Consider the following 22,280-nt stretch of genomic DNA (forward strand, 5'->3'; position numbering starts at 1 on the left):
CCGGATGGGGCTCGACATATGATGTCGAGCCCCATCCGGCATGTCGTTCTATGGCGTGTCGCACAGAAAGCTGGAGGCGCGTGATGCTGAGCTCGCGTGGCCACGGTGTGGCTCGGTCCGGACCCGCGTGCCGTGCGACGTTCTCGAGCGGCGATGCCTCCACGGGCCGGAGCCTGTGGAGAGCGCTGAGGAGCCTGCGTGGGACGCTCGCGTCAGAGCTTGCGGAGGACCGCGACGACCTTGCCGAGCACGGTGGCCTCGTCGCCGGGGATCGGGTCGTAGTTGGGGTTGTGCGGGACCAGCCAGACGTGGCCGTCTCTGCGCTTGAAGGTCTTGACCGTGGCTTCGCCGTCGATCATCGCGGCGACCACGTCGCCGTTGTCGGCGACCGGCTGCTGGCGCACGACCACCCAGTCACCGTTGGCGATGGCGGCCTCGATCATCGAGTCGCCGGTCACCTGGAGGAGGAAGAGCGTGCCCTCACCGACAAGCTGCCTGGGCAGGGCGAAGACGTCTTCGATGCTCTCCTCGGCGAGGATGGGGCCACCGGCGGCGATCTGACCGACGAGGGGCACATAGGCGGCGGTCGGACGGCTGACCGGAGTCTCGTCCTCACCGGAGTCGGGATCAACCCACAGCACGGGCTCGCCGGGAAGGCGTACCTCCAAGGCGCGGGGGCGGTGCGGATCACGCCGCAGGTAGCCCTTGCGCTGCAAAGCCGTCAACTGGTGCGACACGCTGGAGGTGCTGGTGAGCTGCACCGCTTCGCCGATCTCCCGCATGGACGGCGGATAGCCGCGCTGCTGCACGGAATCACGGATCACCTCAAGGATCTTCCGCTGCCTGGGGGTGAGGCCAAGGGAGTCACGCCTTCGCACCGCCAGATCGCTGGCGGCCGAACCGTTCTCGTTGTGCTGGCTCATACGAACTCCTCGCCTCCCGGTCTGTATTTAACACGTCGCACACAGCGACCATACCTCGGCCGAAGATCATACTCAAACAATTGTTCGAATGTCCTCGAAATCGGCGACGCCGTGGTGTACAACATCGTACGGGAGTTCGATCGACATCGTGTTCGATTCACCGATCTTTCTTCGACATGTGTTCGGCCAGGTCGAGGGGATGGGGGGCCACCGTGAAACCGACCGCGACGACACCACGATCCAGGATCGCGCCGAGGTCCCGGGCGGCGCAGCGATCACCGGGGGCGCCGCACCTGCGGCTCGTGCCACCCCCGAGGCCGGAGCCCGGTTCCGCGCCGGAGTCCGGGCGGAGGTCCGAGGCGAAGCAGGGGTGGGAGGCCGCCTGGGACTCGGTGCCGGGGGCGCGCCTCGGCCGCGGGCCGGGGCGAAGGTCCGGCAGGGAGCCCGAGCGGGCCTTCGAGCGTGAGCCCGGGCGGGGATCCGGCCGTGAGGCGGCGCGAGGGTCCGGCCGTGAGGCGAGGCGGGAATCCGGGCGAAAGCGGGGGCGTGCCTCGCGTGAGCCTGAGCGAAAGCCCGGCGGGGCCTCCGGGCGTGAGCCTGGGCGGAGTCCTGGCCGCGAGGCGAGGCGGTCGCTCGGGCGTGAGCGGGGGTGGAGCCCCGGCCGTGAGCGAGGACGGTGGTCCGGGCGTGATCCGGAGCGGGGAGCCGGACGCGGGGCCGGGCCGAGGAGGGCGCCGCGACCGGCGACGGCATCCTCGGTGGGCGCACGCCGGCCGGATGCCGGCCGGAAGGGGGCGACCCGGCGGCCCCTTCGGCTCACCCGCCGTGGAAGGATCGTCGTGGTGGTGTTGCTCGCACTGTTCAGCCTGGCGGTGCTCCGGGTCGGCGGGCGCATCGACATGGTCGCGGCGGACGAGCGGGCGGGCCTTGAGGGGCTGCCGCGGATCACGGTGCACGCGGACGACACGCTGTGGGAGATCGCGGACGCGCTGACGAAGGAGGCGGACACCGGCTCGACGGTGCGTCGCATCATGGACCTCAACGGGCTGTCCGGCTCGGAGGTCCGGCCGGGGGCCCGGCTCTATCTCCCCGAGGGCCTCGTCTCCGTGAGATGAGGCCGGTCCGAGCTCCGGCGATCGGGCCGGGGCTCGTGCGACCGCTACGGCGCCCGGTCGAGCTCTGTCGGGACGGTCGGCGAGAGGGGTGGGCCTCGTTTCAGCGGGGTGGGGTCGGTCGGCGGCGCGGATGGGGCGAGGGGTGTAGAGGGGGTGCGAGGGTCTCGTCTGACGGGTCGCCTGGGACGACTGTGAGGGAAGAGGCGCCCGGGGTGAGAGGGGTCTCGCGCGGGTGGCGACACGCCGGGACGTGAGGGCTGATCAGCGACTTCGTGCCGCAAGGTCGTTTCAACTTGCGTTCATGGTCGAGCACTTCTACGGTTGGACCACAACATCTAGTGGCTGCATCGCAACACTTCACCACAGCTTGTGTTTCCATTACCGCATCTCGACTATTCAAGATGTGTGCGCGGGCGTCTGGCCGTGCGTGTCGTGGGTAGGTGAGGTGGGCCGGCCGCTTCGGTAGGTCAAGGAGGCGACACGCGTGCATTGTCCGTTCTGTCGCCATCTAGACACGCGAGTCATCGACAGCCGGGCCACCGAGGACGGCGGGGCGATCCGCCGCAGGCGCACGTGCTCGGAATGCGGGCGCAGGTTCACCACGCAGGAGACCGTTCTGCTCATGGTGAGCAAGCGCAGCGGTGTGACGGAGCCGTTTTTCAGGGACAAGGTGATCGCCGGGGTCCGGCGGGCGTGCCAGGGGCGGTCCGTCAGCGAGGATTCCCTGGCGCAGCTGGGCCAGCGGGTCGAGGAGAGCATCCGGGCCACCGGATGCGCCGAGATCGCGGCCCACGAGGTCGGGCTGGCCATCCTGGGCCCGCTCCGCGAACTGGACGAGGTGGCGTACCTGCGGTTCGCCTCCGTCTATCGCGGTTTCGAGACACTGGCCGACTTCGAGGCGGAGATCGAGCGGCTCCGGGCGGAGCGCTCCACCAAGCAGGACTGATACAGACCCCGGGCGTCGGGGGTGATGCGGCGCGTTGGTGTGGTCCGATTCGAGGGTTCCACGGAGCCCCAGAAGGGGGAAGTCATGACGGAGACCGCCGGTGCGGTGACACGTGGAGGCAAGAGGCCGCGTAAGGGCCTGAAGATGAAGCGCATCTTCACCACGCCAGGTGTGCATCCCTATGACGAGCTGGTCTGGGAGCGCCGCGACGTCGTCATGACCAACTGGCGCGACGGCTCGATCAACTTCGAGCAGCGCGGTGTCGAGTTCCCCCGGTCGTGGTCGGTCAACGCCGCCAACATCGTGACCACCAAGTACTTCCGCGGGGCGGTCGGCACCCCGCAGCGGGAGTGGAGCCTCAAGCAGCTGATCGACCGGGTGGTGGGCGTCTACACGCGTACGGCGGTCGAGCACGGTTACTTCGCCACCGACGAGGACGCCGAGATCTTCGACCACGAGCTCAAGCACGCCCTGGTCAACCAGGTCTTCAGCTTCAACTCGCCCGTCTGGTTCAACGTCGGCACCGCGTCGCCGCAGCAGGTCAGCGCGTGCTTCATCCTGGCCGTCGACGACCAGATGGAGTCGATCCTCGACTGGTACAAGGAAGAGGGGGTGATCTTCAAGGGGGGTTCCGGCTCCGGCGTCAACCTCTCCAGGATCCGTTCCTCCAAGGAGTTGCTCTCCAGCGGGGGCACCGCCAGCGGCCCGGTCTCCTTCATGCGCGGCGCGGACGCCTCAGCGGGCACCATCAAGTCCGGGGGCGCCACCCGCCGCGCCGCCAAGATGGTCGTCCTCGACGTCGACCACCCCGACATCGAGGAGTTCGTCGAGACCAAGGCGCGCGAGGAGGACAAGATCCGCGCCCTCCGTGACGCCGGGTTCGACATGGACCTGGGCGGCAAGGACATCGTCTCCGTCCAGTACCAGAACGCCAACAACTCCGTGCGCGTCTCCGACGAGTTCATGCGCGCGGTGGAGAACGGTGAGGAGTTCGGCCTGCGCGCCCGCCTCACCGGCGAGGTCATCGAGAAGATCGACGCCAGAGAGCTGTTCCGCAAGATGGGCAAGGCCGCCTGGGAGTGCGCCGACCCCGGGGTCCAGTACGACGACACGATCAACGACTGGCACACCAGTCCGGAGACGGGTCGCATCACCGCCAGCAACCCCTGCTCGGAATACCTGCACCTGGACAACTCCTCGTGCAACCTGGCGAGCATCAACCTGCTGAAGTTCCTGAAGGACGACGACACCTTCGACATCGCGAACTTCGTGATGATCACCGAGCTGATCATCACCGCGATGGACGTCTCCATCACCTTCGCCGACTTCCCGACCGAGAAGATCGACCAGACCACCCGCGCCTACCGCCAGCTGGGCATCGGCTACGCCAACCTCGGCGCGCTGCTCATGGCCACCGGCCACGCCTACGACTCCGACGGCGGCCGGGCGGTCGCCGGGGCCATCACCTCGCTGATGACCGGCGTCTCCTACCGCCGCAGCGCCGAACTCGCCGCGGTCGTGGGCCCCTACGACGGCTACGCCCGCAACGCCGACGCGCACAAGCGGGTCATGCGCAAGCACAACGACGCGAACGAGGCCCTGCGCACGTTCGACGAGATCGACGGTGCCATCCACCGCGAGGCCTCCAGCCAGTGGAGCGAGTGCCTCAGGCTCGGTGAGAAGAACGGTTACCGCAACGCCCAGGCCTCGCTCCTCGCCCCGACCGGGACCATCGGCCTGATGATGGACTGCGACACCACCGGCATCGAGCCCGACCTGGCCCTGGTCAAGTTCAAGAAGCTCGTCGGCGGCGGCTCCATGCAGATCGTCAACCAGACGATTCCCCGCGCGCTGCGGCGGCTCGGCTACCAGGAGGAGCAGGTCGAGGCGATCGTCGAGTTCATCGCCGAGCACGGCCATGTCGTCGACGCCCCCGGCCTGCGGCGCGAGCACTACGAGGTGTTCGACTGCGCGATGGGTGAGCGCGCGATCGCCCCCATGGGCCACGTGCGCATGATGGCCGCGGCCCAGCCGTTCCTGTCCGGAGCCATCTCCAAGACGGTCAACCTTCCCGAGTCCGCGACGATCGAGGACATCGAGCAGGTCTACATGGAGGGCTGGAAGCTCGGCCTGAAGGCCCTGGCGGTCTACCGCGACAACTGCAAGGTCGGCCAGCCCCTCTCGGCCTCGGGCAAGAAGACCGAGGAGAAGGAGAAGCCCGCCGAGCCGGCGATCCAGGTCGTGGAGATCAGCCGCCCGACCCGCCGCCGGATGCCGAACCAGCGCCCCAGCACCACCACCCGCTTCACCGTGGGAGGTGCCAAGGGCTACATGACCGCCTCGTCCTACCCCGACGACGGCCTCGGTGAGGTCTTCCTGAAGATGTCCAAGCAGGGGTCGACCCTCGCGGGCGTCATGGACGCGTTCTCGGTGGCGATCTCCATCGGCCTGCAGTACGGGGTGCCGCTGGAGACGTACGTCGGCAAGTTCGTCAACATGCGCTTCGACCCGGCCGGTATGACCGACGACCCGGACGTCCGCATCGCCGCCTCGGTGATGGACTACATCTTCCGCCGTCTGGCCCTGGACCACCTGCCCTACGACGACCGCGCCGCCCTCGGGATCTTCTCCGCCTCCGAGCGTGCCGCCCAGCAGCGCGGTGAGGACCCGGCCCCGATCCACACCGACGAGGTCATCGCCGAGCTCGCCACCTCGGCTCCCATCGAGGAGCCGCAGTCCCGCCCCGAGGCGGCACCCGCAAAGACCTCGAGCCGCACCGGCTCCCTGGAGTCCCACCAGGGCCGCACCGCCGACGCGCCTCTCTGCATGACCTGCGGAACCAAGATGCGTCCCGCCGGCAGCTGCTACGTCTGCGAGGGTTGCGGCTCCACCAGCGGCTGCAGCTGATAATGGGCAAAGTTGCGGCAGATGCAACATTCGGTCGTATCTGCACAGTCGGATAACAGCAGGTCGTGAGGGGTGGCGAGGCCAGTGGCCTGCCACCCCCATCCCCCCTGGCCTCGATGGACTCGACCAGGAGAGCCCTTAGCAACAATGTTGCATTAGATGCAACGTCATAGGAGGGGTGCTCATGCCCCAGATTGACCACGCCGATCTGGTCGCCTTCGCTGGTGACAAGGTCAACTTGACGAAGGCCGAGGTTGATGACCAGCGGGCCCAAGTCAACAGACTCAAGGATCGAATTGAAACGAAGATTGCCATATCGCCGGGATATGGCTTCGTTAAGTCGCTTCACGCTGGCTCCGTTGCTAAAGGTACGGCTCTTCGGACTGTCAACGACCGGGACCTCGCGGTCTACGTGAAGGCGGAGCAGGCGCCGGACGAAACGCCTGCTCTCGTGAACTGGGTACGTGACCGGGTCGCGGAGGCATATTCGACCTTGTCGGACGACCAGATCGTTGCTAAGACCAACTGCGTTACCGTCACCTTCGCAACCAGCAAACTTGAAGTCGACGTCGTGCCGGTGCTCTACGAAGGTGAGCCCCATGATGTCGGCTACCTCGTCAACAAGTGCACCGGTGAGCGTCTCAAGACCAGCGTCCGTCAGCACCTGGACTTCATTCGCAGCCACAAGAAAGCCCACCCGAAGCATCTTGCGCAGCTCATCCGCTTCACGAAGTGGTGGGCCCGGCTGCAGAAGAAGCGTGATGGCGAGTTCAAGTGCAAGAGCTTCATTCTCGAACTGCTGTGGATCCACCAGGCCAACAGTGGATTGATTCTTAACGACTATCCAGTGGCGCTGGAGCAGTTCTTTGCCTTCATCGTCAACGGTGGCCTTAATGACCAGATCGCCTTCACGGACTTTCATCCGTCATCCGACCTGCCCGAGCGTGGGAACGCACCAATTCAAATTCTCGACCCTGTTAACTTCGACAATAATGTGGCCGAACATTACGGGCTTATAGAACGTGACCGGCTCGTCGCTGCGGCTCAGAAAGCATTTGATGCGATCTCGACGGCTTACTACGAGCCGACGAAGGGACAGGCGGTCGAGTTGTGGCAGGACGTCCTGGGCACTAGCTTCAAGGCGGCAGCGTGAGCAGCTACACCTACGCCGAGACTTTCACCCGCGCCCACGCACGCCGCCTCGCTGGTCGGGTCACCACCGATCTACGGCAGAGCTGGCTAATCTACGGCAGCCCGAGCAGTGACAGTCTTGACGACTACCGACTCGAACTCGAAGAGCTCCTCGTGGACGGATACGTCGACAAGTACCAATTCGGCTTCAAAAAGGACAACAGGGTCGTTTGGTCGCTGCGTTACACCGTCGGTTCGGATGGAGCACTCACTGGCGGTGCTGGTGGTGTCCCACCTGGGGTCGATGTCACGCAGGCAAGTTGGTTTAACTTCCTGACCTATTCAGCGCAGTGGCACTCGCTCGGTGACTCCGTGAAAGAGGGCGTCAAGAGCAAGCTTCCTTTCATCAGGGGCATAGGCTCACTGCCCAGTGACACTCACGGCTACTGGGAGAGCGATCGATCCTATGCTTCAGGAGGCGTCGGGTTGCAGCGAGCCGTCTTCCGGAGTTGGTCATGATCGAGGGCACCGAAGGGTTGTTCGCCCGCACAGAGGAATTTCCAAACTCGCTGGCGCAGGCCAGACTGGCCGCGCTTGTTGGGCTAGACGACTTGATCGACCGTCTTGCGGCGGATGCTGTTGCACTACTGGATCCCACGACGATCCATGCATGGAGTAAGGCCGTGCACGGCAAGGTCATCCCAGCCGTCAGCGCTCTCGAGGACCGAACCCCGCTATTCGTGTTTGCTGGCGACGTCGGGGTTGGAAAAACCGAGGTTGCCGAAGTGGTTGGTCAGGTGATCGCTACCCGAGCTGACACTGATGTGACCTTGTATCCGCTGAGCCTGACCGCCCGAGGGCGTGGTGCTGTCGGAGAGATGACCACGCTGCTAACTCGGGCCTTCGAGCGCATCAGCGCTGATTTCACCCGAGCGCGGCGAGGTGACGGAATTGCCTCCAGCCTCGGCGTCCTGCTCATCGACGAAGCTGATGCTCTAGCTCAGTCTCGTGAACTCGCCCAGATGCATCACGAGGACCGGGCAGGTGTGAACGCCCTGTTGCGTGGCATCGACGGGATGCGGACCGATCGGCTCCCCGTGCTCACGATCTTGTGCACGAATCGCCTCGACGCGCTTGACCCGGCAGTGCAACGGCGAGCTGCGGCGATTGAGGTGTTCGAACGGCCCACTCTCCTGCAACGAGTCGCGTTGCTGACTCGGCTACTGGCTGGAACCAAGTTGTCCCCCGCCGATATCCATGCCTTGGCCTCTGCTACCGGTGAGGCCACTGATCGGCTTTACGGCTATACCTACTCCGACCTGCGCCAGCGTCTTGTACCAGAAATCGTCCTTGCCGCTTACCGTCAAGGAGTCGCTGTCGATTCGGTGATTGCTCATGAGGTCCTCCTTCGAACGCCACCTACCCGGCCGTTCGGGGTTACGGCGAGGTGACGCTCCAGGCCACTCGAGCGGCCAGTGGGGCCCGGCTGCTCGGCGACGATGTTCAGCACCTCATCGTCTGGTATCACGTATTGCGCGCACAGCGCGCCGACTCCACGATCATCGAGCTTGCCGTCGAGGCATCCGATGTTGGCAACGTCGATGATTTGACCTTGCGTCGCGCTACAGGTCCCGATGAGTATTGGCAGGTTAAGGCATCTGTTGACGCTGCTAATCCGCTCACTGAAGAACTATTGTTCGATCGCCCGAAGGATAAGCCAAGTCTCTTGCAGCGGCTTTATGCGAGCTGGTTGAAGTTGCGCCCTAGGCACGAGCAACCACCAAAGGTGGTCCTGGCCACGACACGGGCAATTGATCCTTCTGACAAGGTGCTCGCACTGCGCGCCACGACCGACGCGCGCATCGTCGAGACCCTACGGCATGGAACGGGTGTACTTGCTGCAGCACGCAGTCGTTGGGCGGATCACCTCGGAGTTGACGAGGCCGGGCTTCTTGAATTTCTTGAGTGCTTCGAAATCCGCCATGCCTTGTCCGAGACAGAGTGGCGGGAGAAGGTTCAGGACGCTGCCGAGGGGGCTCGAGTCCGCGCCGACTGGACTGCGGTAGCGGTTGGTATCCAGCAGGTGCGAGACTGGGTCAAAGCGCCTCGAAAGACGTTCACCTCAGCTCAACTCTCCGCAACCATAGACGCGCTACAATTGCGCACCCCGGCGGTGCACCCGCTATTTGTGGCTCAGGCGCTTGAACATAACCCTCGATCGGATACCGCCACTTATTCCGTCGACTGGACCGGCCTGTTCGAAGGCGAGGACCCGCGTCACCGCAGGGTGTTCACTGACCCGGTGATCGCTGGCGCACGGATTTCTGCCGATCTGGCTGTCGCTCGGCAGCGCCTCCGGGCCGCTGGCATCTTCAATTTTGAAGTTGAGGGGCCGATGCGGTTACCGCTTTGGTTTGCTGTTGGCGCTCATTTTTCCAGCACGGCAGGGTTCACTGTCAGCGCCCAGGCTCGTGATGGCCTTTGGTCCTCCAGTGCTATACCCAGCCAGCAAAAAGATCTTCAAATCCATCTTCCCGATGATGAGCAAAGTAACCCCCGGGGACGCCCTTGGGCTGTGAGTGTCAGCTTCGCCGTTGATATTGCAGAGGATGTAGAAGATTTTCTCGCGGAGTCGCACCTAGACGCCTACCATCTCAAGGTCAGACTGCCTGCTCCTGGACGCGAAGCACTTGCTGGCCTCCCTCACGCTCGAGCGGTAATTTTTCAGCTCCGAGAGGAGCTGCGGGAACTCCGAAAAAAGCTCCGCCCACCTGAACTGCACATTTTCATGGCGATGCCTGGCGCCTGTGCACTCCTACTCGGTCACGCTTGGGACAGAATGCCTCCTACCTGGACATATTGGGATATGGGCCAACCGGGGCAGTATGTCCGGGCCTTACGAGTGGATAATTGACGAAATCCTGCTACTTGCCCTGCCTGGTGGGATTGATGAACTGACGCTCTCTGATTTCAGGGAAACGGTTGCGGTAGGACACGCACACCTCAACAATGTTGCATCTGATGCAATGGAGGTATGTGTGGCTCAAGCGGCTGACCTGCCTGGTGCTGCCCATCTAGAACTCGTTGACGGTGTCGTTCATCTCGATCCGAAAAGTGCGGTGCTTGAAGCGATGCTGGGCGGCTGGGTCCGCCAGCAGAAAACCCGGTTTCTAAGGGAGAAAAGCACGATTCAACCGCGGGTGTCGCTGGTGCGGCGGCTGGTGGATTTCACCAACTCCTACCCGTGGGAATGGCAGCCAGCGGACGCGGAGGCGTTCATTGCCCACCTGCAGTCATCGAATCGGAGCAAACCGATCGCTATGTCGACTGGTCGGGGATATGAGACAACGCTGGCTTTGTTCATGGAGTACCTCACAGATCGGCGTTATGGCTGGCCGGAGGAGTGCAGTCGGCGGTTCGGACATTTCCCTCAGCAGATCTTCACCGAGGACAATCGGGTAGCGCATGTCGTCGACTACGAGGGTCATCCAGCGCGTCGGCCACTCACTTATGACGAGGTCCAGGCACTGTTCGACGTCGTCGATGGGCGGGTTGAGGAGGCCAGATCTCAGGGACGCAAGGGAGCTATGACCGCGCTCAGAGACGCTGCCTTGCTCAAGACTGTTTACGCCTTCGGATTGCGTCGCAACGAAGCCCGGATGCTAGATCTGTCCGATCTAAGACGATCACCAAAGATGCCACAGTTCCGGCAGTACGGTGCTCTGCTCGTTCGCTATGGCAAAGCATCCAAGGGTAGCCCACCTAAGCGTCGCACTACGCTGACTGTCCCGGAGATGGATTGGATTGTCGACGTGCTCGACCATTGGGTCACCGAGGCTAGACCATTATTCTCGCCAGGCAAGGTGCCAGCGCTATTCGTTACCGAGCGTGCTGGCCGGATGTCGCCACGCGGGCTCAACACCGCGTTCACTCAGGCCCGTGATGCCGCAGAGTTGCCACCTGAGCTCGATCTGCACTCGCTGAGACACAGCTATGTGACCCACCTCATCGAGTTCGACTACCCGGAGAAGTTCGTGTCCTTGCAGGTTGGCCACAACTATGCAAGCACCACGGCGATCTACACCGGTGTGTCGGACGAGTACCGCAACCGGCTAGTGCAACGTGCACTACGAGGCCGCCATCCGGGCCTTTGGGGGGACGAATGATCAAGAAGATGGGTATCCGCTGGAACCTCCGTAAATTTATGGCCACCCGCGACATGTTCCAGACCACTGACCTGGTGGCGCCGCTGGCTGAACGCGGCGTCCACCTCTCCCGCGAACAGGTTTTCCGGCTGGTCACCCAGCCGCCTCAGCGGCTGTCGATGGATGCCCTTGCCGCGCTCTGCGACATTCTGGACTGCACACCCAACGACTTGATCGATGTTGAGGTCGTCAACGCCCAGATCCGCAAAACGGCTGGAGACGATTTTCTAGCACCACCGAAGGCGCGCCGAACCAGAATTCGTCGCCCGGGGGAATCATGACTCGCCCGCAGCCGGCACTTTCTCAGTCGCTGTTGACCAAAACGGCAGAACTTCTCACTCAAGCTGTTCCTACACTCGACCAGAATCCTGCTCATGATCTGCTGATGCGCACCGCTGGCACCAATCAATCCCTCAGCCAGGTGCGGAACTACTTGATGCAGCACCCCGATGGCTTGCGAGAGCCGCACTCGGACGCGCCTCTGGCAGTGACGCGGCTGGCACGGCTGTTGCTGGGACTTGGGCATGACGTGCGCGAGCCGGAATGCCTTGACTGCGGCCGCGCCATCCTCTGTCCCCATAAGGTGCCAGGCGGTCGTCTCTGCCGTCGGTGCTATCGGAATCGAACGAGCGAGGCATGCTGTCGTTGCGGGCGCATTCGACCGATTCAAGTTCGCCTGCCCGACGGCGTTCTGTGCGCGATGTGTTATCGCCGCGAACGTCGGGAGGAGTGCTCTAGCTGCGGGCGCTTAGCACCAATTGCAACTCGTCGGCCGGATGGCTCTCCGCTGTGTCAGACTTGTCGGCCCGGGCAAAGGGTGGGGCCTTGCGCAATTTGCGGCGAGGAGCGCAATACTCCTTTGCGAACGGAGAATGGTTTCATATGCAGGAAGTGTTATATCCGTAATGTTCAGCCTCGACGTCCCTGCGGAAAGTGTGGGCAGGTCAAAGTCATCTCAAGGGCGGCGATGGCGGAACATCCCGACCTATGCCACAGCTGCAACAGCGGCCCTATTCAGGCATGCTCGGTTTGTGGCCGCGACAGACCGTGCCGTGGCGGCGGCCAAGGGCAACCTCGGTGTCGCTCCTGTCGACCTCGACCCAAACGAGCCTGCGCTGGATGCGGGCAGATTAGGGCCATTTCAGTCATTTGGCCTATGGGTGCAGTTTGTGAGCGGTGCTATCCCAAGATTCGAGGTACGCCGCTTATTTGCCCAAGCTGTGGACAGAGTGAACCGCTCGTCGCGTTGAGCGCTGAAGGGATTCGTATTTGCGGTCCTTGTGTGGGATTCACGGTCAATTATTCTTGCGGTACTTGTGGAGTTACTGCTGATCTTTACGAACGCGGCCGATGTGATCGCTGCGTCATGATCGAACGAGTGCGTGATCTGCTCACCGGGCCAGACGGGGAAGTTTCACCAGCCCTGCATAAGCTAGCTGAGACTTTCGAGGTCGTCGACAGGCCACGATCTGTCCTTGGGTGGTTGCAACGCAGCGCTGGCGCACGCTTGCTGGCCAGCCTGGTTGCCGCCAATAGCGAGATCACGCACGCGACTTTTGATGCTCTTCCCCAAACCAAATATCTCCACCATGTTCGGCAGGCATTTGTGCACGTCGGAATTCTTCCTGAGCGCATTGAGTATCTTGACCGAATCGGCCCTTGGATTGATGACATCCTGGCTGGGTACCCCGCCGACGATGCGCAGCTCGTCCTTACCTATGCGCACTGGTACGTGCTTCGCCGAGCCCGGCAACGGACACGCCATCACGACTTCACCTACGACGCTAGCCGCCGAGCCCGTACGGTAATTCGTGTCGCTCTAGAGCTGCTCACCTGGCTCCGGAAGCGTGAAAAGCAACTCGAGGATCTTCAACAGCACGACATCGAAGAATGGCTCTCCTCTCATCCTGGCAGGAAAAGCTATCTGATTGATGGCTTTCTGAAATGGGCGAATGGGCACGGTCTCGTTGATCGGATAATTGTTACTGCTCCTCCGCGAGATGAGCCAGCTAATTTCATAGACGATGATTACCGATGGCAAGAATTTCGTCGCTGCCTAGACGATGACCATATGTTGCTGCCAACGAGAGTCGCGGGAGCGTTGCTATTCCTCTATGGACTTCCTCCGAGTCGAATCATCACGCTGCGAAGTGAACACATTGAACAGCAGGGGGCCGAAACATACCTGAAGGTCGGCAATGGTCGCCTTCCTTTGCCGCCTAAGCTTGCGATTTTGATCAACGAGCTTCGAGACTGTGCCAGCAACCCGTCGGTGCTCGGTCGTGCGCATATCGACGCGGGATGGCTCTTCCATGGAAAATTTCCTGGCCGTCCTCTAAGTGTGTCCGCATTTCGGCAACGCCTGCGCAAGGAGGGTGTCCGCAATAGCCGAGCTGTTCGCAACACAGCACTCATCGCCCTCGTCTCTGACCTTCCAGCCTCGATCGTTGCCGACCTCCTCGGCATCCACATAGAGACAGCCGCTCGGTGGTCGAAGTACGCGAAACGTGACTGGATTGACTACCTTGCGGCACGGAACGACGACATTGAGGCAGAGAGAGTTGGACTGAACTGTGCACCCCCCGAATAAGTGCACTGCCCCAGTATTCCGAGCTGATTCAGAGCAGAGAAGCAGCGTTGGGTACGAAAGCCGAACCCGCATAACGCTCGCCAGAAAAGGGGGCCGGAGTTGACTCCGGCCCCCTTCTCGGCTCCTGGACGCTCTGGGGCTGTGCAGCGAGAACACCGTGATCGCCCGTCGTTTTCGCGGCCGGTAGGGTCGCCGGGGACATCTTGGGGTTGAGGGGAACGTCTCATCGTGAATGCGGGCATCATCGGGCAGGCGGTGGGATTGTTCGCTGTAACCAACATCGACGATATTTTGATCTTGGCGTTGTTCTTCGCCCAGGGCACCGGACATCGCGGAGCCGCCGCGCGGGTGGTGGCCGGTCAGTATCTCGGCTTCCTGGGCATCTTGGCTGTGGCGGTGGCCGCGGCTTTCGGCGCCACCTTCCTCCCCGAGCCGGTCCTGCCCTACCTGGGCCTGCTCCCGCTGGCCTTGGGCATCAAGGCGGGCCGGCAGGCGTGGAAGGCCCACCGCGACGGGCGCAACGGAGCCGGGCAGACGGCGGAGGAGCATGCCGGTGGGCCCAAGGTCCTGGAGGTGGCCGCGGTCACCTTCGCGAACGGCGGCGACAACATCGGCGTGTACGTCCCCGTCTTCGCCACCGCCGGCATCGGATCGATGGCCGTCTACGTCACCGTCTTTCTGGCCTTGGTGGCCGTGTGGTGCGTTGCCGGGCGGTTCTTCGCCACTCGGCCGATCGTCGCCAGGGCACTGAGCCGGTGGGGACACATTCTGCTGCCGATCGTGCTGGTCGGCGTCGGCCTGCTCATCCTGATCGAGGGCGGCGCCTTCGGGCTGTAGAGCTTCGTCACGCGCGGCGTACTCCGACAACACGGACCAGGGGCGGCCGGTGGCGCGTACGTCTGAGCCGGGTCCTCACCGCCGACGGCCGGGTGACGACATCGGCCTTCACTCCCGGCGGCCTCTCACAGGCGATAGACCCGGCGGGCGGTGGCGGCGAACACGTTCTGGACGGTCTGGGGGGACCGGCGGGCGAGAACCTCCTGCCAGGTGGAGACCAGGGTGGGAAGGTCGGTCCAGATCTTCTCGATCGGGAAGTTGCTGCCCCACATGCAGCGGTGGGAACCGAAGGCCTCCAGGCAGGTGTCCGCGACCATCTCGATCAGCGAGCGGTCCACGCGGTGCACGAACGTGCCCTGGCCGGTGAGCTTCACCACGACGTTGGGCCGCTCGGCCAGCAGCCTCAGGCCGCGTTTCCACTCCGCCACCCGGGACGCCCCGGACTCTTCGAGCATCCCCGCGTGGACCAGCACGAACGTGACGTCGGGGAAGTCGTCCACGAAACTCGCGGCGTCGGCCATCTGGTCGGTGAACACCTGGAGCTCGAACAGCCAGCCGAGGTCGGCGAGCGAGGCGATGTTGCGCCGGAAGACGGGATCCTTCATGCGGTCGGGGGCCGAGGCGAAACGGAACTCGGGCCGCTCGTGCCAGTGCAGTTGCAGGCGGGTTCCCCTCATGAGCGGGGTGAGCGCGGCCTGGCGGCGCATCACGTCGGCCGCGCCCTCGTCGAAGAGGTCCGCCGAGCCGATCACGGCCATCGGCCAGCCGGTCTCCGCGTGGGTGTCGCGCAGCCAGCGCACCTCGTCCAGGCAGCGGTCGAGAGACCAGTTGGCCTGGACGTAGACCGAGGAGGTGATGCCGCAGGCGGTGGCCTCCTCGACGTACTCCGACACCGGGTAGTCGCGGCGGATCGGTTCGTAGGGGCCGAAGATGCGCGGGATCATCTCTCCCTGGAGCCAGGGCAGGTCGGTGGCGCGCCAGATGTGGTGGTGCGCGTCGACGATCCCGGCGGGAGCCGGACGGGCGGTGGTGTCGTTCATCGAATACCTCCGGCGTGGAGCCCTCCGGCCCCTGGGCGGGGACGCGGGACCGTGAGGGATGTCATGGGCGGGTCCCCGTGGGGCGTGGGATGGGCCACCGCCTGGCCGCCGCGCCCCGAGGGCCGGACAGGACCGCGGGGAGGCGGCGGACCTCCGCGAGGGCGGTGGGCAGGTCGCGCACGCCGCCGAGGTGGTCCAGGTGGGGGAGCTGGGCGGCCATGGCGCGCGTAACCGGGCTGTAGTCGGGGGAGCACGCCAGCGGTGACCACCAGACGAGCCGGTGGCCCAGGCGGGACAGGCGGGCGGTCGCGCGGACCATGGGGACGTGGTCGCCGCGTTCGAGCCCGTCGGAGAGCACGATCACGAGCGCGCCCCTCGCGAGCGCCACGAACCGGGGGACGCCCAGGAACTCATGCAGCGCCGCCCCGATCGCGGTACCGCCGTCGGCGTCCGTGACCAGCTCGGACACCGCGCGCAGCGCCCGGCCGGGGTGGGGGTGCGACAGCACGGAGGTGATCCGGGTGAGCCGGGTGCCGAAGGTGAAGACCTCGGTGCGGGCCGGCGCCGCGCGCAGTGCCGTGTGCGCCAGGCGGAGCAGGTCGGGGGTGTGCCGCCGCAGCGAGCCCGAGACGTCGACCAGGATGAGCAGGCGGCGCGGGCGCGGGGGCCGGGCGCGCAGGCGCAGCTCGATGATCTCCCCGTCGTGGCGGCGCGCCCGACGCCAGGTGTGCCGCATGTCCAGCCGGTCGCCGGAACGCGCCGGGCGCCGCCGCCTGGACGGGGTCGGGGGCAATGCGGCGGGCCAGGCGGCCTCCAGCGCGCGGATGACCGGGCGCCACCGGTCGTCGGCCGCGTCGAAGTCCCGCCTGCCGTACGTGCTGAGCGTGCTGGCCTCGACGCCGTCGCCGGGCAGCACCTCTCGCGGGGCGGGGTCGTCCTCGCCCGGCCCCTGGGGGGAGGGGGCCTCGCTCTCCCCCGCCGGGGGTGGCGGTACGGCGTCCGGAGGGCTGCCCTGCCGGAACCATGCGGTGAAGACCCGGTCGAAGGCGGCGAGCTCGCCGATGTCGTGCAGCAGGGTGATCCGGGCGTACCAGTACAAAGCGGTCAGGTCACGCGGTGGTGACGCGCCGACCGTCCGCAGCAGGTCGGCCTGTTTCGGCAGCGCGGTGGTCACGCCGGCGGCGCGCAGCGCGGACAGGAACCCCCACAGATGACGCGCGGCGAGGGCGGCGGGCTCGAAATCGTCGTGCGGCTCCCTCGCGGGGACAGCGGCTGTGGGGGACGGCTCTTCAGGGAGAACCACGGGTTCGGAGCCGAGGGACGGGCCTCCCGCGACGGCGGCGGGCTCAGACATCGCCGAACAGCTCCTCCGCGTGCCCGGCGAGCAGCCGGGTGTCCTCCTCGTCCTTGATGAGCAGGCCGAGGGCACGGCGCAGCGCCACGGGCCACGGGCTGCCGCCCTCGGCGAGGGTCACCGCCCCCCTGGCCCACTCCACGGACTCGGCGATACCGGGCCGTTTGAGCAGCGGCAGCTCGCGTACCCGCTGGACGGCGCGTACCAGCCCTTCGGCCGCCGTCTCCTCCAGGCCGGGTACGGCCGCACGCAGGATCGCCCGCTCGCGGTCGACCTCGGGGAAGGCGATCCAGTGGTAGAGGCATCGCCGTTTAAGGGCGTCGTGCAGCTCGCGGGTCCGGTTGGAGGTGAGCACCACGATCGGGGGCGTGCGAGCCCCGATGGTTCCCAACTCGGGGACGGTGATCTGGAAGTCGCCCAGGAACTCCAGCAGGAACGCCTCGAACTCGCTGTCGGCGCGGTCGATCTCGTCGATGAGCAGGACCGCGCCGCGATCGGACTCCAGGGCGCGCAGCAGTGGCCGTCGCAGCAGGAACTCCTCGCGGTAGAGGTCGCCGACCTCCTGGCCGCGACTTTCCGCCACCCGGACATGCAGGAGTTGCTTGGGATAGTCCCATTCGTACAGTGCCTGTCCGGCGTCCAGCCCCTCGAAGCACTGGAGCCGGATGAGCTCCCGGCCGACGACGCGCGAGAGCACCGCGGCGACCTCGGTCTTCCCGACTCCCGGTTCCCCCTCGAGCAGCAGCGGCCGGTCCAGCCGCAGCGCCAGGTGGACGGCTGTGCGAAGGCCCTCGTCGGCGAAGTACCCTTCCCGTTCGAGCGCGGCGGCGAGCGCGTGCTCGTCCGGCGGGCAGGCCACCGCCGACTCTCCGCCGGCCGCCGACTCTCCGCCGGCCGCCGACTCTCCGCCGAGCGCCGGCCCTCCGCCGGCCGCCGGGGAGGACCCGGCCGCCGAGGAGGACCCGTCGGCGGGGAAGGCCCCGTCGGCCGCCGGGAAGGACCCGCCGGGCGCGGAGGGGAACCCGCCGGACACCGGGGACGCCCCGCCGGGTGTCACAGCTGGGCGTGCTCGGTCGTGAGCAGGTGGACCCGCTGGGTGGTGTGCGCGGCGGCGTCGGCCGCGGCGGCCTTGCCGTGCTCGGAGCCGAACGCGGCGGCGCGGGCGTCCTCGTCGTCGAAGTAGAGCTCGTTCACCGAGTCGAACGGCGCGTCATCGCCGTTGCTGACGCTCACCGTGTACTTGCGCAGCCCGGGAAGCTTCTTGGCGAACTCGACGTGGTCCTCCACGACCCACTTCGCGAACTCCTCGTGGGACATGTTCTCCGCGCGCTTGAGCAGCGAGACGACTTTCAGCATGGTTATCGGTTCCTTCGGATCGGGTGGGTGTGCCGGGTGTTCAGGTGTCCTCGCGCGAGGACACCTCGTGCGGGGCGTCTCGCGCGAGGGCGTCCAGCCCGCGCAGGACGCGTTCGGGGGTGAAGGGCATCGCCGTGATACGTACACCGCAGGCGTCGTAGATGGCGTTGGCGATGGCGGGGATCGGCGCGTTGGCGGTCATCTCGCCGATGCCCTTGGCGCCGTAGGGGCCGTTGCCCGCGGGACGTTCCAGGAACAGGCTGTGCTGTACGGGGATGTCGGCCGGGCCCGGCATGAGATAGTCGGCGAAGTCGCGGGGCCCGTGGTCGCGCCGCGGGTAGTAGGGCTCGGTGGTCTCGAACAGGGCGTGCGACACGCCCATCCAGGCACCGCCCTCGACCTGCTGGGTCGCCATGGCGGGGTTGAGCGCGCGGCCGATCTCGTAGGCGTTGTACAACTCCAGCACCTCGACCACCCCGGTCTCGTCGTCCACCTCGACGACGGCGACCGTGCACGCGTGCGCCTGGCACGAGTCGGGGTCCATCTCTCCCGTCTCGGGCACCGGCACGCTCGGCTCCTTGAGGAAGATGCCGCGTCCGGAGATCGTACGGCCGTGCTTGAAGTGCGCGGCCATGGCCAGGTCGGTGATGTGGATGCTCGGCTCGTCGGAGCCCTTGAGCTTGATGACGCCGCTGCCGTCGGTCTCCAGGTCCCCGGCGTCGACCTCCAGCTCCTCGGCGGCGACCTCCAGCATCACGCCGCGCGCCTCGGCCGCCGCCATGATGACGGCGTTGCCGACGCGGTGGGTGCCCCGGCTGGCGAAGGTGCCCATGCAGTGCGGGCCCGTGTCGGTGTCGGCGGTGTTGACCAGGACGTTCTCGATCGGCAGGCCGAGCGTCTCGGCCGCGCACTGCGCGGCGATCGTCTTGATGCCCTGGCCGAGGTCCACCGAGGAGAGCGTGATCACGAAGGTGCCCGTGGTCGTGGAGTGGATCAGCGCCTGTGAGGGGTCGCCGCCGAGGTTCATGCCGGTCGGGTAGTTCACCGACGCGTATCCGCGCCCGCGCAGCCTGGCCATGGCCTACAGCCCCTCTCGTGTCGTCGAGGACATCCGGCGGTACGCCTCGGGCAGTTCGTGCCCGGACATCTCCGCGGCCTTCTGGATCACTTCGACCAGTGCCGTGCCCTCGGCGACCTTGCGGTGGGCCTTGAGGTCGCCGTCGCGATAGGCGTTGAGCAGGCGCAGCCGCAGCGGGTCCATCGAAAGGGCCCTCGCGATCCGGTCCATCTGCGACTCCAGCGCGAAGTCGCCGATGGTCACGCCGAACCCGCGCATCGCGCTGGAGGGCGTGCGGTTGGTGAACACGCAGTGGCAGTCGGCCCACACGTTCGGGATCGAGTACGGTCCCGGCAGGTGGGCCGCGGCCTTGGTGGTGCCGTACGGGGTGTGCCGTGCGTAGGCGCCTGAGTCGACGTACAGCGTGACCTTGCGGCCGATGATCCGGCCGTCGCCCATCACGGCGTCCTTGATGTAGATGCGCTCGGCGGCGCGCGGCGAGGAGACCTGCATCTCCTCGTACCTGCCGTAGACGAACTTGACCGGGCGACCGGTCGTCATGGCGGCCACGCACGCGACCGGCTCGACGACGACGTCGACCTTGCCGCCGAAGCCTCCGCCGACCGTCCCGCCGACGATGCGCAGCTTGTTGAACGGGGTCTGGAGGATGAGCGCGGTGTTGTCGAGGGTGAAGAAGCACGCCTGGGTGTCGGAGTGGATGCGCAACCGGCCGTCCGCCTGCGGGACCACCACGCAGCCGGTGGTCTCGGCGGGAGCCTGCTCGATCGGCGCGGACTCGTAGCGCCACTCGAAGACGTGGTCGGCCTGCGCGAACGCCCTCTCCACGTCGCCGAACCGGATCCGCCGGCAGTGGTGTCCCTCGTACGTGAAGAAGTTGCGGCCGTGGTACTCGTTGACCAGTGGCGCCCCCTCCGCCAGGGCCTCCTCGACGTCGAAGACCGCGGGCAGGTCCTCGTAGTCGACCCTGATCCTGGCCACGCCCTCCAGGGCCGCGGCCTCGGACTCGGCGACCACCGCGCAGATCGGCTCGCCGAGGTAGCGGACCTTGTCCACGGCGAGGATCGGCTCGTCGTCCGGCCCGACGCCGATCAGCTTCAGCGGGGTGTAGAGGTTGTTCGGGATGTCGGCGTGGGTGAGGATCCGGGTGACGCCGGGCACTTCGAGGGCGCCGGTCAGGTCGACGCCCCTGATCCTGGCGTGGTGGCGGGCCGAACGGTGCATCTTCAGGTGCAGCATCCCCGGCGGGGCGACGTCCTCGAAGAACTCGGTCCTGCCGGTGACGTGCCCCAGCGCGTCGGAGCGCTGGACGACCGAGCCGATGACGGTGAAGTCGTCCTCGCGCTCGGCGGCGAATGAGCCCTTGTCGATGGGGGCGAGCCGGTAGGTCATCGCGACACCGTCTCTTCCGAGGCCGGTACCGGCTTCTGGGACTCCCCGCGCCTGCGTCTGGCCGCGTCCAGGATGGCGATCATGATGGGCTGGTAGCCGGTGCACCGGCAGACGTTGCCCGAGATCGCCTCGGCCACGTCCTCCTGGCTCGGATCCGGGTCGCGGTCCAGCAGGGCCTCGGCGACCATGATCATGCCCGCTGTGCAGAAGCCGCACTGGGTGGCGAAGTTGTCGACGAAGGCGCTCTGCACCTCGTCGAGGTCTCCGCCCGCGGCCACCCCCTCAAGGGTGCGGACCGAGGCTCCCGAGACCGTTTCCACGGCGATCAGGCACGCCGTCACCGGCCGGTCGTCGACGAGCACGGTGCAGGTGCCGCAGCTTCCCTGCGCGCAGCCGCGCTTGGCCGCGGTGAGCCCCAGCGAGTCGCGCAGGACCGCCAGGAGTGTGGTGCCCGGTTTGGCGATGAACTCCCGGGACTCGCCGTTGACGACGAGCGAGACGATCTGTGACGACATTGTCCGGCCCTTTCTGGGGGTGGGCGGGCTTTTCAGGAGGTGAGGGGTACTGGTGGACGCGGTGGGACCGCTAGCCGGTGAAGGCCCGGCGCAGGTGCACGGGCAGGACACGCGCCCGGTACCAGGCACTGGCGTAGGCGTCGTCGAAGGGGGCCACGTCGGAGCGGGCGGCCTCTCCGGCCTCGGTCAGGACCTCGGGGCTCAGCGGGCGGCCCAGCAGCAGCCGCTCGGCCGAGACCGCGCGTACCGGGCGCGGGGCGACGCCGCCGAGGGCGATCGTGGTCGAGGTCACCACGCCGTCCTCGGTCCGGGTCACGGACGCGACGGTCACGATGGAGGCCGAGTTCAGCCTGCGGCGCATGGCCTTGTGGTAGTACCAGGTTCCCGGTTCCGGCAGTGCCGTCACCACCGCCGTGACGAACTCGCCGTGGCCGACTCCCGAGGTGAGCACGTCGGCCACCGGGGCCTCGCGCCGCCCGCCGGGACCTGCGATCTCGCACACCGCGTCGAGGGCGAGCAGGCAGACGGCGAGGTCGCCGTACGGCTGCGCGACGAACAGGTTGCCGCCCACGGTCGCCAGGTTGCGGATCGTGGGGGAGGCGATGCTGCGCATCGCCGGGCGCAGGAAACCGAGGCCGGGATGCTCCTCGACGGAGGACAGGGGGGCCGCCGCGCCGATCCTGGCCAGGCCGTCGCGGACCTCGATCCCCGCGAGTCCGGCCCGGCGCAGGCTGATCAGCTCGCTCCCGGGCGCGGCTCCGCCGCTGACCAACGGCATCACGACGGTGCCGCCGCCCATGATCTGGCCGCCCCTCGCCGAGTGGACCGCCACGGCCTCCGCGGACTCGGGCACGTGGACTGCCTGGATCATCATGTCCGGCCCCCTGCGTTACG

At 66.2% G+C, this 22,280-nt stretch carries 20 protein-coding genes; 11 read left to right on the top strand and 9 right to left on the bottom strand.

Going from position 1 to position 22,280, the window contains the following annotated elements; genetic code table 11:
* Positions 1–212: 212 nt before the first annotated feature.
* Positions 213–923, bottom strand: coding sequence for a transcriptional repressor LexA (gene lexA / locus ABZ664_RS32910; protein WP_350945914.1), 711 nt, complete (start codon positions 921–923; stop codon positions 213–215).
* An 839-nt stretch (positions 924–1,762) separates the two neighbouring features.
* Between lexA and ABZ664_RS32915 the strand changes: the two genes are divergently transcribed.
* The 11 genes from ABZ664_RS32915 to ABZ664_RS32965 all read left to right on the top strand — a co-directional run bounded on the left by ABZ664_RS32915 (position 1,763) and on the right by ABZ664_RS32965 (position 14,654).
* Positions 1,763–2,038 (top strand): LysM peptidoglycan-binding domain-containing protein, encoded by a 276-nt coding sequence (locus tag ABZ664_RS32915; RefSeq protein WP_362518699.1) that lies wholly within the window; start codon positions 1,763–1,765, stop codon positions 2,036–2,038.
* 484 nt (positions 2,039–2,522) lie between these two features.
* Complete coding sequence (gene nrdR / locus ABZ664_RS32920; RefSeq protein WP_350945916.1) at positions 2,523–2,984, top strand: transcriptional regulator NrdR; 462 nt, start codon at positions 2,523–2,525, stop codon at positions 2,982–2,984.
* Positions 2,985–3,068: 84 nt separating this feature from the next.
* Positions 3,069–5,891, top strand: a complete 2,823-nt coding sequence (locus tag ABZ664_RS32925) for a vitamin B12-dependent ribonucleotide reductase (protein WP_362518704.1) — start codon at positions 3,069–3,071, stop codon at positions 5,889–5,891.
* A 184-nt stretch (positions 5,892–6,075) separates the two neighbouring features.
* Positions 6,076–7,044: a CBASS oligonucleotide cyclase gene (locus tag ABZ664_RS32930; protein WP_362518707.1), complete on the top strand. Its 969-nt coding sequence runs from the start codon at positions 6,076–6,078 to the stop codon at positions 7,042–7,044.
* A complete protein-coding gene (locus ABZ664_RS32935; protein WP_362518710.1) occupies positions 7,041–7,541 on the top strand; it encodes a hypothetical protein in 501 nt (166 codons plus the stop codon). Before ABZ664_RS32930 ends, ABZ664_RS32935 begins: the two co-directional genes overlap by 4 nt.
* A complete protein-coding gene (locus ABZ664_RS32940; protein ID WP_362518713.1) occupies positions 7,538–8,473 on the top strand; it encodes an AAA family ATPase in 936 nt (311 codons plus the stop codon). Before ABZ664_RS32935 ends, ABZ664_RS32940 begins: the two co-directional genes overlap by 4 nt.
* On the top strand, positions 8,470–9,936 hold the full coding sequence (locus ABZ664_RS32945) for an SAVED domain-containing protein (RefSeq protein WP_362518716.1): 1,467 nt from the start codon (positions 8,470–8,472) through the stop codon (positions 9,934–9,936). The genes ABZ664_RS32940 and ABZ664_RS32945 overlap by 4 nt, the downstream gene beginning before the upstream one ends.
* Positions 9,908–11,188 carry a tyrosine-type recombinase/integrase gene (locus tag ABZ664_RS32950; RefSeq protein ID WP_362518719.1) on the top strand — a complete coding sequence of 427 codons (1,281 nt, stop codon included), beginning with the start codon at positions 9,908–9,910 and terminating at the stop codon, positions 11,186–11,188. Before ABZ664_RS32945 ends, ABZ664_RS32950 begins: the two co-directional genes overlap by 29 nt.
* The gene (locus ABZ664_RS32955) at positions 11,185–11,508 is read left to right on the top strand and encodes a helix-turn-helix transcriptional regulator (RefSeq protein ID WP_362518722.1); all 324 of its coding nucleotides are present in this window, start codon (positions 11,185–11,187) and stop codon (positions 11,506–11,508) included. The genes ABZ664_RS32950 and ABZ664_RS32955 overlap by 4 nt, the downstream gene beginning before the upstream one ends.
* A 1,097-nt stretch (positions 11,509–12,605) precedes the next feature.
* Positions 12,606–13,817: a hypothetical protein gene (locus ABZ664_RS32960; RefSeq protein WP_362518725.1), complete on the top strand. Its 1,212-nt coding sequence runs from the start codon at positions 12,606–12,608 to the stop codon at positions 13,815–13,817.
* Positions 13,818–14,045: 228 nt separating this feature from the next.
* Complete coding sequence (locus ABZ664_RS32965; RefSeq protein WP_362518728.1) at positions 14,046–14,654, top strand: cadmium resistance transporter; 609 nt, start codon at positions 14,046–14,048, stop codon at positions 14,652–14,654.
* A 125-nt stretch (positions 14,655–14,779) separates the two neighbouring features.
* Here the strand turns inward: ABZ664_RS32965 and ABZ664_RS32970 are convergent, their stop codons facing one another.
* From ABZ664_RS32970 to ABZ664_RS33005, 8 genes are all read right to left on the bottom strand, one after another.
* Positions 14,780–15,694 (bottom strand): amidohydrolase family protein, encoded by a 915-nt coding sequence (locus tag ABZ664_RS32970; protein ID WP_362518732.1) that lies wholly within the window; start codon positions 15,692–15,694, stop codon positions 14,780–14,782.
* A 61-nt stretch (positions 15,695–15,755) separates the two neighbouring features.
* A complete protein-coding gene (locus ABZ664_RS32975) occupies positions 15,756–17,048 on the bottom strand; it encodes a VWA domain-containing protein (protein ID WP_362518735.1) in 1,293 nt (430 codons plus the stop codon).
* A complete protein-coding gene (locus ABZ664_RS32980) occupies positions 17,041–18,081 on the bottom strand; it encodes a MoxR family ATPase (RefSeq protein ID WP_362518740.1) in 1,041 nt (346 codons plus the stop codon). The genes ABZ664_RS32975 and ABZ664_RS32980 overlap by 8 nt, the downstream gene beginning before the upstream one ends.
* Positions 18,082–18,101: 20 nt before the next feature.
* The gene (locus tag ABZ664_RS32985) at positions 18,102–18,404 is read right to left on the bottom strand and encodes an EthD family reductase (RefSeq protein WP_362518745.1); all 303 of its coding nucleotides are present in this window, start codon (positions 18,402–18,404) and stop codon (positions 18,102–18,104) included.
* A gap of 40 nt (positions 18,405–18,444) precedes the next feature.
* A complete protein-coding gene (locus ABZ664_RS32990) occupies positions 18,445–19,482 on the bottom strand; it encodes a molybdopterin cofactor-binding domain-containing protein (RefSeq protein ID WP_362518748.1) in 1,038 nt (345 codons plus the stop codon).
* A 3-nt stretch (positions 19,483–19,485) separates the two neighbouring features.
* Positions 19,486–20,871: a molybdopterin cofactor-binding domain-containing protein gene (locus ABZ664_RS32995; RefSeq protein ID WP_362518751.1), complete on the bottom strand. Its 1,386-nt coding sequence runs from the start codon at positions 20,869–20,871 to the stop codon at positions 19,486–19,488.
* Positions 20,868–21,386: a (2Fe-2S)-binding protein gene (locus ABZ664_RS33000; RefSeq protein ID WP_362518756.1), complete on the bottom strand. Its 519-nt coding sequence runs from the start codon at positions 21,384–21,386 to the stop codon at positions 20,868–20,870. Before ABZ664_RS33000 ends, ABZ664_RS32995 begins: the two co-directional genes overlap by 4 nt.
* A 70-nt stretch (positions 21,387–21,456) precedes the next feature.
* Entirely contained in the window at positions 21,457–22,260 is an 804-nt protein-coding gene (locus ABZ664_RS33005) for an FAD binding domain-containing protein (RefSeq protein WP_362518759.1), read from the bottom strand.
* Between the last annotated feature and the right edge of the window lie 20 nt (positions 22,261–22,280).

This window comes from Streptosporangium sp. NPDC006930 (genome assembly GCF_040635605.1).
In the GTDB taxonomy this organism is placed as follows: domain Bacteria; phylum Actinomycetota; class Actinomycetes; order Streptosporangiales; family Streptosporangiaceae; genus Streptosporangium.

Bases quoted from the DNA above. Each gene is read 5' to 3' on its own strand.
- lexA (WP_350945914.1), bottom strand. From the start codon at position 923: ATGAGCCAGCACAACGAGAACGGTTCGGCCGCCAGCGATCTGGCGGTG.
- ABZ664_RS32925 (WP_362518704.1), top strand. From the start codon at position 3,069: ATGACGGAGACCGCCGGTGCGGTGACACGTGGAGGCAAGAGGCCGCGT.
- ABZ664_RS32930 (WP_362518707.1), top strand. From the start codon at position 6,076: ATGCCCCAGATTGACCACGCCGATCTGGTCGCCTTCGCTGGTGACAAG.
- ABZ664_RS32940 (WP_362518713.1), top strand. From the start codon at position 7,538: ATGATCGAGGGCACCGAAGGGTTGTTCGCCCGCACAGAGGAATTTCCA.
- ABZ664_RS32950 (WP_362518719.1), top strand. From the start codon at position 9,908: ATGTCCGGGCCTTACGAGTGGATAATTGACGAAATCCTGCTACTTGCC.
- ABZ664_RS32955 (WP_362518722.1), top strand. From the start codon at position 11,185: ATGATCAAGAAGATGGGTATCCGCTGGAACCTCCGTAAATTTATGGCC.
- ABZ664_RS32970 (WP_362518732.1), bottom strand. From the start codon at position 15,694: ATGAACGACACCACCGCCCGTCCGGCTCCCGCCGGGATCGTCGACGCG.
- ABZ664_RS32975 (WP_362518735.1), bottom strand. From the start codon at position 17,048: ATGTCTGAGCCCGCCGCCGTCGCGGGAGGCCCGTCCCTCGGCTCCGAA.
- ABZ664_RS32985 (WP_362518745.1), bottom strand. From the start codon at position 18,404: ATGCTGAAAGTCGTCTCGCTGCTCAAGCGCGCGGAGAACATGTCCCAC.
- ABZ664_RS32990 (WP_362518748.1), bottom strand. From the start codon at position 19,482: ATGGCCAGGCTGCGCGGGCGCGGATACGCGTCGGTGAACTACCCGACC.
- ABZ664_RS32995 (WP_362518751.1), bottom strand. From the start codon at position 20,871: ATGACCTACCGGCTCGCCCCCATCGACAAGGGCTCATTCGCCGCCGAG.
- ABZ664_RS33000 (WP_362518756.1), bottom strand. From the start codon at position 21,386: ATGTCGTCACAGATCGTCTCGCTCGTCGTCAACGGCGAGTCCCGGGAG.
- ABZ664_RS33005 (WP_362518759.1), bottom strand. From the start codon at position 22,260: ATGATGATCCAGGCAGTCCACGTGCCCGAGTCCGCGGAGGCCGTGGCG.